The organism is Blastococcus colisei (genome assembly GCF_006717095.1).
GTDB classification, from domain to species: domain Bacteria; phylum Actinomycetota; class Actinomycetes; order Mycobacteriales; family Geodermatophilaceae; genus Blastococcus_B; species Blastococcus_B colisei.
In genome coordinates, this window is the sequence record NZ_VFQE01000001.1 from 1,963,649 (window position 1) to 1,975,755 (window position 12,107).

General features: G+C 70.1%; 17 protein-coding genes. 6 read left to right on the forward strand and 11 right to left on the reverse strand.

Annotation, left to right across the window (positions count from 1 at the left end; translation table 11 throughout):
- Positions 1 to 35: 35 nt before the first annotated feature.
- The 5 genes from FHU33_RS09285 to FHU33_RS09305 form a co-directional block, all read right to left on the reverse strand.
- Positions 36 to 389, reverse strand: coding sequence for a DoxX family protein (locus FHU33_RS09285; RefSeq protein ID WP_142025106.1), 354 nt, complete (start codon positions 387 to 389; stop codon positions 36 to 38).
- A 56-nt stretch (positions 390 to 445) separates the two neighbouring features.
- The gene (locus FHU33_RS09290; protein ID WP_142025107.1) at positions 446 to 1,486 is read right to left on the reverse strand and encodes an LLM class flavin-dependent oxidoreductase; all 1,041 of its coding nucleotides are present in this window, start codon (positions 1,484 to 1,486) and stop codon (positions 446 to 448) included.
- A gap of 98 nt (positions 1,487 to 1,584) precedes the next feature.
- The gene (locus FHU33_RS09295; protein ID WP_142025108.1) at positions 1,585 to 2,439 is read right to left on the reverse strand and encodes an SDR family oxidoreductase; all 855 of its coding nucleotides are present in this window, start codon (positions 2,437 to 2,439) and stop codon (positions 1,585 to 1,587) included.
- 76 nt (positions 2,440 to 2,515) lie between these two features.
- Positions 2,516 to 3,436: an NADP-dependent oxidoreductase gene (locus tag FHU33_RS09300; protein ID WP_142025109.1), complete on the reverse strand. Its 921-nt coding sequence runs from the start codon at positions 3,434 to 3,436 to the stop codon at positions 2,516 to 2,518.
- Positions 3,437 to 3,518: 82 nt separating this feature from the next.
- Positions 3,519 to 4,184, reverse strand: a complete 666-nt coding sequence (locus tag FHU33_RS09305) for a TetR/AcrR family transcriptional regulator (protein ID WP_142025110.1) — start codon at positions 4,182 to 4,184, stop codon at positions 3,519 to 3,521.
- Between the two features lie 114 nt (positions 4,185 to 4,298).
- Here FHU33_RS09305 and FHU33_RS09310 point away from each other — a divergent pair, with 114 nt between their 5' ends.
- Together FHU33_RS09310 and FHU33_RS26160 are read left to right on the forward strand one after the other, a co-directional pair.
- Positions 4,299 to 4,730, forward strand: a complete 432-nt coding sequence (locus tag FHU33_RS09310) for an NAD(P)-dependent oxidoreductase (protein ID WP_211355054.1) — start codon at positions 4,299 to 4,301, stop codon at positions 4,728 to 4,730.
- Positions 4,727 to 4,939, forward strand: coding sequence for an NAD(P)H-binding protein (locus FHU33_RS26160; RefSeq protein ID WP_281281631.1), 213 nt, complete (start codon positions 4,727 to 4,729; stop codon positions 4,937 to 4,939). The genes FHU33_RS09310 and FHU33_RS26160 overlap by 4 nt, the downstream gene beginning before the upstream one ends.
- Before the next feature lie 382 nt (positions 4,940 to 5,321).
- On the opposite strand, the gene FHU33_RS09315 is transcribed toward FHU33_RS26160, so the two are convergent.
- Positions 5,322 to 5,477 (reverse strand): Zn-dependent oxidoreductase, encoded by a 156-nt coding sequence (locus FHU33_RS09315; RefSeq protein WP_142025111.1) that lies wholly within the window; start codon positions 5,475 to 5,477, stop codon positions 5,322 to 5,324.
- 507 nt (positions 5,478 to 5,984) lie between these two features.
- On the opposite strand from FHU33_RS09315, the gene FHU33_RS09320 reads away from it, so the two are divergent.
- From FHU33_RS09320 to FHU33_RS09330, 3 genes are all read left to right on the forward strand, one after another.
- Complete coding sequence (locus FHU33_RS09320) at positions 5,985 to 6,365, forward strand: hypothetical protein (RefSeq protein ID WP_142025112.1); 381 nt, start codon at positions 5,985 to 5,987, stop codon at positions 6,363 to 6,365.
- Positions 6,366 to 6,552: 187 nt separating this feature from the next.
- Positions 6,553 to 7,878, forward strand: coding sequence for a TRAFs-binding domain-containing protein (locus FHU33_RS09325; protein WP_142025113.1), 1,326 nt, complete (start codon positions 6,553 to 6,555; stop codon positions 7,876 to 7,878).
- A 195-nt stretch (positions 7,879 to 8,073) separates the two neighbouring features.
- Entirely contained in the window at positions 8,074 to 8,463 is a 390-nt protein-coding gene (locus tag FHU33_RS09330) for a nucleoside 2-deoxyribosyltransferase (protein WP_142025114.1), read from the forward strand.
- A 27-nt stretch (positions 8,464 to 8,490) separates the two neighbouring features.
- On the opposite strand, the gene FHU33_RS09335 is transcribed toward FHU33_RS09330, so the two are convergent.
- Together FHU33_RS09335 and FHU33_RS09340 are read right to left on the reverse strand one after the other, a co-directional pair.
- Entirely contained in the window at positions 8,491 to 9,021 is a 531-nt protein-coding gene (locus tag FHU33_RS09335) for a Thoeris type III anti-phage system protein ThcA (protein WP_142025115.1), read from the reverse strand.
- 85 nt (positions 9,022 to 9,106) lie between these two features.
- Positions 9,107 to 10,264, reverse strand: coding sequence for a toll/interleukin-1 receptor domain-containing protein (locus FHU33_RS09340; protein ID WP_142025116.1), 1,158 nt, complete (start codon positions 10,262 to 10,264; stop codon positions 9,107 to 9,109).
- A gap of 300 nt (positions 10,265 to 10,564) precedes the next feature.
- Here FHU33_RS09340 and FHU33_RS09345 point away from each other — a divergent pair, with 300 nt between their 5' ends.
- Entirely contained in the window at positions 10,565 to 11,104 is a 540-nt protein-coding gene (locus FHU33_RS09345) for a hypothetical protein (RefSeq protein WP_142025117.1), read from the forward strand.
- A gap of 89 nt (positions 11,105 to 11,193) precedes the next feature.
- On the opposite strand, the gene FHU33_RS09350 is transcribed toward FHU33_RS09345, so the two are convergent.
- From FHU33_RS09350 to FHU33_RS09360, 3 genes are all read right to left on the reverse strand, one after another.
- Positions 11,194 to 11,388, reverse strand: coding sequence for a hypothetical protein (locus FHU33_RS09350; RefSeq protein WP_142025118.1), 195 nt, complete (start codon positions 11,386 to 11,388; stop codon positions 11,194 to 11,196).
- A 94-nt stretch (positions 11,389 to 11,482) separates the two neighbouring features.
- A complete protein-coding gene (locus FHU33_RS09355) occupies positions 11,483 to 11,758 on the reverse strand; it encodes a type II toxin-antitoxin system RelE family toxin (RefSeq protein WP_142025119.1) in 276 nt (91 codons plus the stop codon).
- Positions 11,755 to 12,030: a type II toxin-antitoxin system Phd/YefM family antitoxin gene (locus FHU33_RS09360; protein ID WP_142025120.1), complete on the reverse strand. Its 276-nt coding sequence runs from the start codon at positions 12,028 to 12,030 to the stop codon at positions 11,755 to 11,757. The genes FHU33_RS09355 and FHU33_RS09360 overlap by 4 nt, the downstream gene beginning before the upstream one ends.
- Positions 12,031 to 12,107 lie beyond the last annotated feature (77 nt).

Genomic DNA, 12,107 nt, shown 5'->3' on the forward strand with positions numbered 1-12,107 from the left:
GGCTAGGGCTTCCCAACCCGGGCCGACGGCAGGCCTCAGACGGTAAGGAACCGGAGGACCAGGACGGCGATCGACAGGAGCAGCGGCACGACGGGCGCCGCGGCGCCCTTGACGTCACGGACGCGGAGGTGGCCGATGAGGGCGCCGACGAAGTAGGCGACGAGGCCGATCGCGGCGGCGATGCCGAGCGGTTCCAGCCACAGGCCGATCAGGATGCCGGCGGCGCCGGCGATCTCCAGGCCGGCGAGGACGGGCAGCTGCCGTTCCGGGACGCCGACAGTCCCGGAGATTGAGGCGAGGACCTGTTCGTTGCGGCGGAGCTTCATGGCCGCGGAGTTGAGGGCGAGGACCGCCAGCAGGACGGTCAGGACGACGAGGGCGATGAACACGGTGCTTCCTTCGATGAGCGCGGTGGCGGTGGCGGTGGCGGTGCGTTCGGCGTGGGTCAGGGGGTGCCGAGTTCCTTGCGGATCTGGGGGAGTACCTCGGTGCCGAGCAGCTCGATGGCCTGCAGGTAGGTGGCGTGGGGCATGCCGCCGACGTCCATCTGGAGGATCTGGCGGCTGTGCCCGAGCAGTGAGTGCAGGTGCAGGATGCGGTCGGCGATCTCGTCCGGGCCGCCAGCGAACACCATGCCGCCGGCCTCGTAGTTGCTGCCCCGTCCGGTCACGGGGAAGCCAGGGCGGCCCGCCTCCGCAGCGCCGGTGGCGAACATGCGGAGCTCGTAGTCCAGGTAGGTCGCCTTCGCCGCCCGGTCGTCGGCGGCGACGAACCCGTGCACGGCGACGGCGATGTCGGCGGCCTCGGTCGGGTGTTCCATCTGGGCCCAGGCGTCGCGGTAGGCGTGGCCGTACTGCGCCCAGTGGTCGACGGTGCCGCCGAGGATGCCGAGGAACATCGGCAGGCCCAGCTCGGCGGCCCGTCCGACGGACTCGGGGCTGCCGCCGGTGCCCAGCCAGATCTTCAGCGGCTGCTCCGGCCGGGGAACGATCATCGCGTCGGTCAGGGGGCGGCGGCGGTGCGGACCGCTCCAGGTGACCCGGTCGGAGGCGTTCACCGTGCGCAACAGGTCCAGCTTGGAGCTGTAGAGCATGTCGTAGTTGCGCACGTCGAGGTCGAACAGCCCGAACGTGATGTCGGAGGACCCGCGGCCGGCCACGGCCTCGACCCGCCCGGGCGCGATCGCGGCCGCGGTGGCCAGCTGCTCGAACACCCGCAGCGGGTCGTCGGTGGACAGCACCGTGACCGCCGTCCCCAGCCCGATCCGCTGGGTGGAGGCGGCTGCGGCATTGACCAGCGACGTGGGGGAGGGCATCGGCATCGAGGGCGTGTGGTGCTCCCCGAAGCCGAAGAAGTCCAGCCCCACCTCCTCGGCGACGTGCACGGCTTCGAGCACGTCGCGGATGGCCTGAGCGGTGTTGCCGGGGCCGCCGTCGGCGGCCGGCGGGGTGTTGCCGAACGAGTAGACGCCGAGCTCGAAGGTCATGGCTGGTGCTCCTGGTGGGCGCGGGACGGCGAAGGGCAGAGCAGGGGACAGCGGGGCACCGGCCCGGGCGTCGTCGTCCGAGCCGGTGCGTGGAGGGGTCAGACGTGCGGGCGCAGCCCGTCGACCAGCGGGGTGGTGGGCCGGCCGAGGAGCCGGGCGAGGTCGCCGTTCTGGTAGGCGAACGCGCCCTCACCGATGCCGGCGTCCACGGCGACGATCATGGTCGCGGACTGCTCCGGCACCCCGGCGTCCTTCAGGAGCTCCAGGTGCTCCTCGGAGCTGACCGGCTTGTAGACGACGTCGCGTCCGAGCACCTCGCTGAACGCGGCGGCGAGGTCGGCGTAGGTCCACGCCTCGTCCCCGGACAGCTCGTAGGTCTTGCCGACGTGCCCGTCGGTCGTCAGGACCGCGCCGACGGCCTGGGCGAGGTCGCGCCGGGTGGCGGAGGCGACCCGGGCGTCGCCCACGCTGGCGATCAGGACACCGCTCTCGCGCAGCGCCGGGACCTCGCGGGCGTAGTTCTCGGTGTACCAGCCGTTGCGCAGGAAGGTGAAGGGCAGGCCGCTGTCGCGGACGGCGACCTCGGTGGGGGCGTGGCTGTTGGCCAGCGGGCTCGCGCTCTCCGCCGCCCGCAGCGCACCCACGTACAGAAGGTGGCCGGTCCCGGCGCGCTTCGCAGCAGTGATCGCGTCGGCGTGCTGCCGGGTGCGGTCAGGTGTGAAGGCGCCGGAGATGAGCACGAAGGTGTCGCCGGGGCTGATCGCGGACTCGACGCTCGCGGGGTCGTCGTAGTCGATCCGGACGGTGCGGACCCCGGCGTCGGCGAGGTCGGTGATCACCTCGGGCTTGCGGGCGCCAGCGACGATGTCCCCGGCCGGGACGCCGCGCTCCAGCAGGTCGGTGACGATCAGGCGGCCCAGGTGGCCGGAGGTGGCGGGGACGACGATGGACATGCGGGAGAACTCCTCGAAACGCGTGTAGGGAAGGGATGCCGCCGGGCCCGGCGGTGTCGCCGGGCCGGGGGACGGCTCAGCGGACCTGGAGCCCGACCTTGCCGCGGGTGCCGGAGAGGAAGGCGTCGAACGCCTGGGGCGCCTCGTCCAGGGAGAAGGTGACGGTGATCGGCACGCGGATGCGGCCGGCGGCGGCGTCGGCGGCGAGCCGGGCGAGGGTGTCGGCGGAGGGGTTGGCCATGACGAAGGTCGCGGCGGGGTTCTGGTCGGCGCCGTAGCCCAGCGTCGAGCCGATCTTCCCGCCGGGCTTGAGCAGCTCGGCCAGCGCGGCGCCGTCGCCGGCGAGGTGCACGATGGCATCGACGCCGTCCGGGGCGATCGCCCGGACCTGGGCCACGACGTCGCCGGTGTAGTCCACGACCTGGTGCGCGCCGAGATCGGTGACGAAGTCGGCCTCCTCGCCCGGCTTGGCGGTGGCGATGACGGTGGCGCCCGCGGCGGCGGCGTACTGGACGGCCAGCGCGCCCACCCCGCCGGTGGCGCCGCTGACCAGGACGGTCTGACCCGACTGGATGCCGGCGGCAGCCACCGTGTCCAGCGCGGCGGTGCCGACCAGCCCCAGAGCGCCCGCGGTCGCCAGGTCGAGGCCCTCGGGGACCGCGGTGACGAAGTCGCCCTCGTGGACGACCAGCAGCTCGCCGAAGCCGCCGTCGCCCAGGTGGGCCTTGGTCACGACCCCCAGCACGGCGTCGCCGGGAGCGAAGCGGGTGACGCCCTCGCCGACCGCCTCGACGGTGCCCGCGAAGTCCTTGCCGAGGACGACGGGGAAGCGGTGCTCCATCATCCCCTGCAGGCGGCCCGAGGCCACGGACAGGTCGAAGCCGTTGACGGAGGTCGCGGCGACCCGGACCAGGAGCTCGCCCGGGCCGGCGGTGGGGTCGGGGACCTCGGTGACGGTGGGCTGGGAGTCGGCGGTCGGTACGACGAAGGCGCGCATGGCAGGTCCTCTCGATGGCAAAGCGGGGAGACCTCCCCGATTTCTGTGGACGGTAGCACGCGAAGTGGGGGGTCTATTCCGGTCAGCCCTGGATTCGACCGTCGGAGTGGCGACCGACGGCCATGACCCGCAGCACCGCACGCTCGCTGGGTGCCGGTGGCGCGGGTGTGGCAGCGCGGGCCTGCAGGCCGTCGAGCAGGAAGGCGGCGACCCGCCGCCAGCTGTCCGGCGCTTTCCCCTGCGTGCGCTGCACCAGGCCGGCGTTGGCCATCAGCAGCAGTGGCAAGTCCTGGTGGCGGAAGTCCGCGCGCAGCTCTCCGGCCGCCTGGGCGCGCTCGATCAGCTGCCGGGTGAGCTCGAAGGCGGTGCCGCGCAGCTGCTCGAGCTCGCCGGACGGCGTCTTGATGGTCGTGACCAGCAGGTCTGCGAGACCGCGGTCGCGAGCCTGGAGCTGGCACAGGCGCAGCAGGTAGTCCCGGAAGCCGGCCCACGGATCGGGGTCGGCCACCGCCTCCTCGGCCGCGGCCAGGTACTCGGCCATCGGCCCCAGTAGCGCCGCCTGCACCAGCTCCTCGCGGGTGGGGAAGTGTCGGTACAGCGTCGCGTTGCCGACCCCAGCCCGGCGGGCGATCTCGTCCAACGGCGCGCTCAGCCCGTGCTCGGCGAACACCGGTCGAGCCGCGGCGATGATGGCGTCGCGGTTGCGGGCGGCATCGGCGCGAAGGCCATGGCGTGCAGCGTCGGTCATCCGCGCATCATACGGGGAACAGTCCCCAGATGCGGTACGTTGCGATCCCATCGGAGAGTGCTCCCCACTTGTGATGACGACATCGCAGGGCACTCGACGAGGAGCGACCACCAGATGAACGTCACCGTCTTCGGCGCCACCGGCGCCATCGGCCAGCAGGTCGTCGAACAGCTGTGCACCCGCGGGCACGCCGTCACTGCCTACGTCCGCAACCCCGCCAAGGTCCCGGCCGGCTGGGGGCACGACGTGACCGTGGTGGTCGGCGAGATCACCGACGCCGCCGCCATCGACCGCGCGGTCGCCGGCGCCGATGCCGTGGTGAGCGCACTCGGCCCGAGCATGGACCGCAAGGCCACCGGCGTGCCCCTGGTCAAGGGCACGCGGCACATCGTCGAGTCCATGCAGCGCCACGGCGTCCGCCGGTACGTCGGCAACGGCACCCCGAGCTCCTCGACCCTCGGGAGAAGGGCACCTGGCAGACCCGGCTGCCCACCTTCATGGCCAGGACCTTCCTGCGCCGTGCCTACGACGAGATCGTCGGCATGAGCAAGGCGGTCATGGAGTCGGGGCTGGACTGGACGATCGTCCGCTTCCTCGCGCCGAAGGACGGACCGGCCAAGGGCAGCGTCCGGCAGGGCTTCTACGGCACGGACAAGCTCGGCTTCGGCGTCACGCGCGCCGACATCGCCGCCTTCACCGCCGCTCAGGTCGACGACCGCACCTACGTCGGCGCCGCCCCCGGCATCAGCAACTGACCCGGGAGTCGCCGTCGCCGGGCAGTCGCCGGGTGCCTGCCTTCGTAGTCGACGGCTTCCGCGCGTTCGCCGCCACTCACCGCGCAGGCCAGCCGCACCCGGGGCCCTTGAGGCTGTGACTCGACGTCTGAGCGCCGGCCGACCGGCCGGCCACCCAGCCGCGGTCCGAGGCGGCGCGGAGTCCATGGGGCGTCCATGGGCGAGCTGGATACACGCCGAGCCAGCGGTAGGCGGCTCTCCAGGTCGCGGCTCGGGTGAGCGCACGCGGCCGTCCATCCGAGCAGTGGAGTCGAGGGGTCCGTGGGGTCCAGTCACGTGCTCGACTTCCGGCTTCATGACCAGGGGCTGGGCTCCATGTCAGTTGGCCGACTGGAAGTACATGTCAGTTGGACGACAGCCGGTGGTGGGTGTCGGCAAAGTTGACTCCTGCGGCACTCACCTCGTAAAGCTTCTGCCCTTCGCTGGGCCTGAGGTCGGGCAGGTCGACGACGTCGAGGACCTCGGGACCGCCGAAGCGGGTGATCTGGACAGCGCGCATGACGGTGAGGCTAGGGGTTGCCCCTGCGGACCTGCTGCGAACGTCTGAGATGGCCGTGAACCATCGCATGCCGCGTCCGGCCGAAGTGCCTTGTCTGTCCGGTAGCTGGGCGACGTCTTGGGCCGACCGACAGTGCCCGCGAGGATCCGCGGGAGATGGTCGGCCACTGACGCTGAGTGTTGACGCGCGGTCGGTGGATCGGCCAGGGACACCGCACCCGCGTGGCAACAGGTGATAGGGCGGGAGTACCTCAGAGTCGAACCAACGAGAGGTGCCATCCTCTGGAGCGGAGCGCGGGGTGACAGAGACCGTAGTCACGGCCCTAGTGGTAGGTGGAGCACTGGGTGGCTACGTGGGCTACCAGCTCGGCAACTGGCGAGCTGCCCATCGCGCGGCACGGGCCACATACAGGACACAACGGGGGCTGCGCTGAGCCAGCCCCAAGATCGGGCGGCAACGCGTGCCCCCTCATCTGCTACCGCACCGTCCGAAATAGGTTCGTCGAGAATGCCTGACGTCGAGTACCTCAAAATGATCCAAGGCGTCGTGGGGCGGCTGGCAAGCAATTCCTTCCTCATCAAGGGCTGGTCCGTCACGATCGCTGCCGGTCTGAGTGCGTTCGCGAGAACCGAGACAGACCGGAGTCTGGCGTGGATCGCTGTCGGCGTCGTTGCCGTGTTCATGGCACTGGATGCCTATTTCCTGGCGGTGGAGCGCGCCTACAGAGAGCTCTACGACACGGCGCTGGGCGCATCCGCAGACTGCTACGTCATGACGGCCGAAAGGGTCGGCCCGCGGCAGATAGTCGGTGCACTGGTCAGCATCTCCGTGCTGCCCCTCCATGCCGCTGTCATGGCCGGCGCGACCGTCGTGGCGCTGAGCACGTGACGCCGGCCCGTCGGAGAGAGTGCGCGCTCCGGCCGCGACGCCGACGGTGCGGACGACGTGTCGCACAACAGCTCCGCGTGCGTGTGGGTCGATCGGGGGTCGGCACGGTGAGAACGGATGCGGGCGTGCGCGGTCGGACATCCCTGCCCACGCGCTTCGTGCCCACCGATCGTCGTGGGAGTCGACCGTGACCAGGCCGCTCTGCTTCGTCCTGATGCCCTACCACGCCGTGCAGGACGAGGTCGGTGATCAGATCGACTTCCGCGCGGTCTACGACCAGCTCATCGCACCGGCGATCACCGAAGCAGGCATGGAGCCGCTGAGGGCGGACGAAGACCCGGAAAGCCGCGGAATCTTCCAGAAGGCGATGTTCGAGCGGCTCGTGGTGTGCGAGTTCGCCGTGGCCGACCTGTCCACCGGAAACGCCAACGTGTACTACGAGCTGGGCGTGCGTCATGCGCTTCGCCCGTACAGCACTGTGCTCATCTTCAGAGAGGGCTACCGACTGCCCCTCGACGTGGCGCACGGCTCGGCGATGCCCTACCCCCTGAGGCCCGACGGGAAGCCGGCAGACGTCGAGGCGACGAGGAGCAAGCTCGTCGCGCGCCTGCGGGCGGCCCGGGAGGCGCGAGTCGACAGTCCCGTGCACCAACTGGTCACCGGCCTGCCCGTCGCGGAAGTCGACCACGAACGGATCGACAGTTTCCGGGTGCACGCGGACCGCGAGGAGCAGCTGCGGCAGGCACTGGAGCAGGCCGGCCGGCAAGGCGTCGAGCACGTGCGCCGGGTCGAGGTGGCGCTGGGCCGGACCGAGGACCTCGAGGTCAAGACGGCCGTCGACCTGCTCCTCGCGTACCGCTCCCGGTCGGCGTGGCCGGACATGGTTCGGCTGGTTCGCGGCCTGGCGAAACCGGTGGCCCGCGTGGAACTCATCCAGCAGGCGTACGCGTGGGCTCTTAACCGGTGCGGAGAGGATGCCGAGGCCGAAAGACTCGCGAACGACCTCGTGCGGCAGCGGCCGAGCAGTGAGACGTATGGGCTGTTGGGCCGCATCTACAAGGACCGATGGGTTCGCGCCGGCTCGCCGGCCCGGCGTGCTGGCCTCCTGGCTCGGGCCATCGACAACTATGTGAAGGGGTTCGAAGCGGACTGGCGTGACCCGTATCCTGGCATCAACGCGGTCACCCTCATGTCGCTGTCGTCCCCTCCGGACTCGCGCCTGACCGAGCTGTTTCCTGTGGTGAGCTACGCCTTGGCTCAGCGGCTGAGGCGCAAGGATCGAGACCCGCACTATTGGGATCACGCCACCGATCTGGCCCTCGCAGTGCTTGCCGGTGATCAGCGCCGTGCCCACGCGGCGCTGGAGTGCGCCCTCGCGGTGGTGCGCGACCCGTTCGAGCCAGAGACGACTGCCCGGGACCTCACGTTCGTCGCAGATGCCATGCGAATCCGCGGTGAGGATGCGACGTGGGTGGACGAGATCGTGAAGGAGTTGCTCGGCAGTGAGTCGTGAGAGCACCTATGTGGTCGGGTCGTGCCACGTCGGTACAGGCTTCGGGTGCGACTTCAAGCCACTGCATCCGTGAAGACGTCGCAACGTAGCCCCGGAACCTCTCCGGACGCAGTCTCCTCCGTCGGAGGTTCATCGCGGAAGGCTGCCCAGCGGGCGTACCGACGCCGGCACCCCGGGCCCACGACCCTGTTGTTGATGCGGTTCGACGACACCCGGGTGATGCGCGCAATCCACGACGGCGTCCGGGCCGCTGCGGCCCGGCACGGTCGGGACGTCGTCCGTGCCGACGACCACGACTACACCGGCGAGCTCTGGACGAACGTCGCGCTGTGCCTCGAGAACAGTGACCTCGTGATCGCCGTTCTGGACCAGGTCGAGCGGAGCGATTGCGACGCCAGCGTCATGGTCGAGCTCGGATTCGCTCTGGCGGCGGGGCGGAGATGCCTGATCCTCGTCGAGCGCCGGCTCAGGGAGCTTCCCGCCGTCCTCAGGCATCGGCTCACCTACGACTTCGACGCGCTGGACCTTCCCGGTTCCATCGAGCGCCGGGTCGACGACTGGCTGGCGCGGAACGGCGATGGCTGACGGCGGACACCGCTCGTCCGCATGACGTCAGGTCTCCGACAGGAACCGGACGATCCGAGCTGCCGTCAGCGGATACCGCGGTGATCTGAGCCAATCCGCGAGCTCCGGTGGCAGCGGCCGGCGAGTCCCGCCAATCGGATCGAGTCGGGCGGCGGCACCGCCAGGGGCCGTCAGCGGCAGCCTCGCCAGCGTGGGGCGGAGCTCGCCGACGAGGGCGTACTCGTCGGCGATTCCTTCCATGCCTCCCACGAACAGCGCGCCCACCATGTCGGTGTTTCGCTCGACCATCATGTGCCGCATGAGCGCAAGGCTCTCGGACAGGTCGCGCCCTCGAGGCGTGGAGACGATGGTGCCGAACCCCAGCCGCTCCAGTTCGCGGGTCGGCTCGGTGATGAGGTCGCGGAACTCCTCGGACTGGTACACCGATACGGCCTGCTGAGCCGCGTGGTCGGCGGCCATCCTCAGGACGAGCGGGGTGATCGTGGGGTGGCCTCCGAAGACGATGCGACCGTTCGCGGCGAACACGGCGGCCACCAGAGCGGTGACGGCATCGGCCACCGCGTCCGCGTCGTACGGTGCGAAGCGTTCCCCGCGCCTTCCGGATGGGAAGCTGGCCGAGAGCAACACCGGACGCGATCCCAGGTCAGCCATCGAGAGCCTCGTTGAGAAGCAGGGTCGACAGCGAACGGCCGCCACTCACCCAGGTGACGATCTCGTGCGCGGCCGCGTCCAGGTCCGCCACCGGGTGGACGACGACTCCCTCCATGCGCGCGACGTCGGCCTCGTGGACGAGCGGCTCACGAAGCCCGTGGAGCAGGAAGAGATCCCTGGGAGTAGGCGCCCGCACGGTCGTGAGGAAGATGCGTGGCGGGCCGTTCCCGTCGGTGGGCTGAGCGACGACGGCCCAATCCGCAGCCGGCACGACGTCGTAGCCGTCGCGCGTCAGGACATCGGTCAGCGAGCCGAGCAGTTGTTCGCGTCGCCGCCTGATGAGCCCCGCGTACCGCGTCTCCACCATGTCGAGCACGGCCTCGAGCGCCGTGTCGGTGAGCTCGGGGTCACCGTCCGTCCCGGGCCGCAGGTGTCGCGCGGCATCGAGCTCGTGGCGAAAGGCGTCGTCCACCGTGGGGAACCGGCGGTCGCGGGAAACGCCCGGCAAGGTCAGAGCCAGGTGACTGATGTGGTGGCGCATCGCGTACGCCACCTCTTCTTCGACCCACCGGGAGTCGCGCGCGGACAGGCTCTCGATGAACAGGACGAAGGCCTTGTCAGCCAGGTCGACATGGATCTGCCGCTGGAAATCGACGCCGACGTCCACGCTGAATCGGTCGAGGAACACGTCGAAACCCCGCTGCACCAGGGCGGTGTGTAGCTGGAGAGCGAGTCGGCCAGCATCCGTCCGGCGGTAGCTTAGAAAGAGCTTCCGGTCTTCTTCGCCGAGGCCGAGGGCGCGCAGGACGACGAGAGCGACGCGCCTGCGATCGCCCCAATCGATCGCGTTCAGCCGTTCGAGGGGTGGCGGCATCAGGGCGCGAACGTCGGTGTGGCCGCTCGGGAACACCGGGACGACCGGATACCCCGCTTCAGCGAGCCGCCGCAGTTTGTCCCCTGTCACGGTCCCCCCGGCGGTCGTCGCCAGGTAGACCACGGCGGCGGGACTGTCGGCATCATGGGGAACGTCGTCGACGACCACGATGCGTTTGTCCGGGAGACCGGCGCTGCGCGCCGCAGCCCGCACTTCACCTTCCACCTCCCGCGCCCACGCATCCTCACCTGCGTGCACCATGACGATGCGGTACATCGCGCCCCTCCCGCCGACCGGCCGGTCCGTCCACCAAAGCACCGGGACCTGCTCGTCGCCAGAGTGGTGTCCCTGGAGCAAGTCCCTGGTGCGCGAGCGAACGCCTGGCTGCCAGGCCCCGAGCGGGTTCGATGCTGGACTGCCGGCCAGCCGACGACTGTCGACGTCCTCACGCTGGCCTAGACTCGCCCCTGCCTACGTCCGGCTTGCTGACCGCTCGGAGTTGGTACTGCTCGCGCAAGGGCGAGAGAGGGAACTATGGGCATTCCAGTCTTCCTCAGCCGGGCGCAGCCCCACACCATGTCGCAGAAGCACTTCCTCAAGGCTCTTCGCAAGCACCTCCGGGCGCGTGGCCTGGAGCCGCGGACGGTCGGCGACACGGACTTCGGGTTGAACGGGTTGGACGCGGTGCGTGGTCTGCTGCGTCAGTGCAACGGGCTCATCAGCGTCGCCTTCCGGCGAACCGTCGTGCGTGACGGTGTTGATCGCCCCGACGCCGACGAGGCACTCGGCGACGCCGTCCGCGAGATCGTCCTCACGGACACGTGGCTGACGACGCCGTGGTGTCACATGGAAGCGGCCATGGCGTATCAGATCGGGCTACCCGTGCTCCTGGTGGTGGAGAAGGGTGTCCGGCAGGACGGCGCGATCGAGAACGGTGTCCTCGGCCAATACCCACCGCAGTTCGATCTCGAGGCTGACGATCGAGACCTCGACGCTGTGTTCGCCCGGAACCTTGAGAAGTGGCGGCAGCTGGCGGGGACGTGGGAAGGCCAGGTACGCGAGGTGGTACACACTCGGGCCCGGCCGTCCGCGTTGTACGGGATCGCCCATCGTTGACGCGTGCGTGTCGCTATCGGAACCGCACTGTCCAGCTTCTCTCATCCACAGCAGCCGACCGGCAGTTCTACGGCGAAGGTCGGGTCTGCTCAGGCCGCGGCGCCGTCGAGCACATCCCTGGACGCTTGTCCGTCGAGCACTCCGCCGGTGGTGGTGTCGGCGAAGTTGACTCCTGCGGAGCTCACCTCGTAGAGCTGCTGACCGGGCCCTGGGGTGGGATCGGGGAGGTCGACGATGTCCATGACCTCGGGGCCGCCGAAGCGGGTGATCTGCACGGCTCGCATGAGCAGCAGGCTAGGCGCTGCGCAGGTGGCCTTCCGACGTCGGTCCTCACTGTCCGGCCCGAGGGAGGGCCGAGAAGGTCCAGGAGTACCCGGATCAGCCGTGGACGTCGGCGCGGTGCGACATACGCACGACTCTGACGAGGACCTCGTCGTCGTGGACGGAGTAGATCACGCGGTACTGGCCTCGCCGTGCGGACCGGTAGCCCTCGAGCTGGAGGCGCAGCGGCGTGCCGACGCGGTACGGGTCCGTGGCGAGCGGCCCGTACAGGAAGCCGACGACCGCCACGGCCACCGGCTCGGGCAGGTCTCGCTCGACGGCCCGCTTGGCCGCTGCCGAGAGGACGACGGTGTAGGTGTGCGGACCTGTCACCGGCGGCGGGCGGCGAGGGCGGCGCGCACGTCGGCTTCGTCGTAGACCTTGCCGGCGGCCATCTCCTCCTCGGCCCGCGTGATCTCCGTGCCGGCTCGGGGATCGGACAGGATCTCCAAGGTCTCCATCAGGGACTCGTAGTCCTCGACGGCGAGGATGACGGCCACCGGGCTGCCGTTCTTGGTGACGGTGACGCGCTGGTGCGTGCCGGCGACCTCGTCGATCACCTGACTGAAGTGCGCCTTGACCGCCGCCAGAGACCGAACCGACATGACCTCAATTCTGGTCAGGGGCCAGTTCCGGTCAAGCAGTTCGGCGGGAGATCTCCAGGCAACTCTGCATGGGGGAA

Excerpts from the sequence above, each read along its gene's own strand:
- FHU33_RS09290 (WP_142025107.1), bottom strand. The coding sequence starts at position 1,486 with ATGACCTTCGAGCTCGGCGTCTACTCGTTCGGCAACACCCCGCCGGCC.
- FHU33_RS09295 (WP_142025108.1), bottom strand. The coding sequence starts at position 2,439 with ATGTCCATCGTCGTCCCCGCCACCTCCGGCCACCTGGGCCGCCTGATC.
- FHU33_RS09300 (WP_142025109.1), bottom strand. The coding sequence starts at position 3,436 with ATGCGCGCCTTCGTCGTACCGACCGCCGACTCCCAGCCCACCGTCACC.
- FHU33_RS09305 (WP_142025110.1), bottom strand. The coding sequence starts at position 4,184 with ATGACCGACGCTGCACGCCATGGCCTTCGCGCCGATGCCGCCCGCAAC.
- FHU33_RS09310 (WP_211355054.1), top strand. The coding sequence starts at position 4,299 with ATGAACGTCACCGTCTTCGGCGCCACCGGCGCCATCGGCCAGCAGGTC.
- FHU33_RS26160 (WP_281281631.1), top strand. The coding sequence starts at position 4,727 with ATGAGCAAGGCGGTCATGGAGTCGGGGCTGGACTGGACGATCGTCCGC.
- FHU33_RS09315 (WP_142025111.1), bottom strand. The coding sequence starts at position 5,477 with ATGCGCGCTGTCCAGATCACCCGCTTCGGCGGTCCCGAGGTCCTCGAC.
- FHU33_RS09320 (WP_142025112.1), top strand. The coding sequence starts at position 5,985 with ATGCCTGACGTCGAGTACCTCAAAATGATCCAAGGCGTCGTGGGGCGG.
- FHU33_RS09330 (WP_142025114.1), top strand. The coding sequence starts at position 8,074 with ATGCGGTTCGACGACACCCGGGTGATGCGCGCAATCCACGACGGCGTC.
- FHU33_RS09340 (WP_142025116.1), bottom strand. The coding sequence starts at position 10,264 with ATGTACCGCATCGTCATGGTGCACGCAGGTGAGGATGCGTGGGCGCGG.
- FHU33_RS09345 (WP_142025117.1), top strand. The coding sequence starts at position 10,565 with ATGTCGCAGAAGCACTTCCTCAAGGCTCTTCGCAAGCACCTCCGGGCG.
- FHU33_RS09350 (WP_142025118.1), bottom strand. The coding sequence starts at position 11,388 with ATGCGAGCCGTGCAGATCACCCGCTTCGGCGGCCCCGAGGTCATGGAC.
- FHU33_RS09360 (WP_142025120.1), bottom strand. The coding sequence starts at position 12,030 with ATGTCGGTTCGGTCTCTGGCGGCGGTCAAGGCGCACTTCAGTCAGGTG.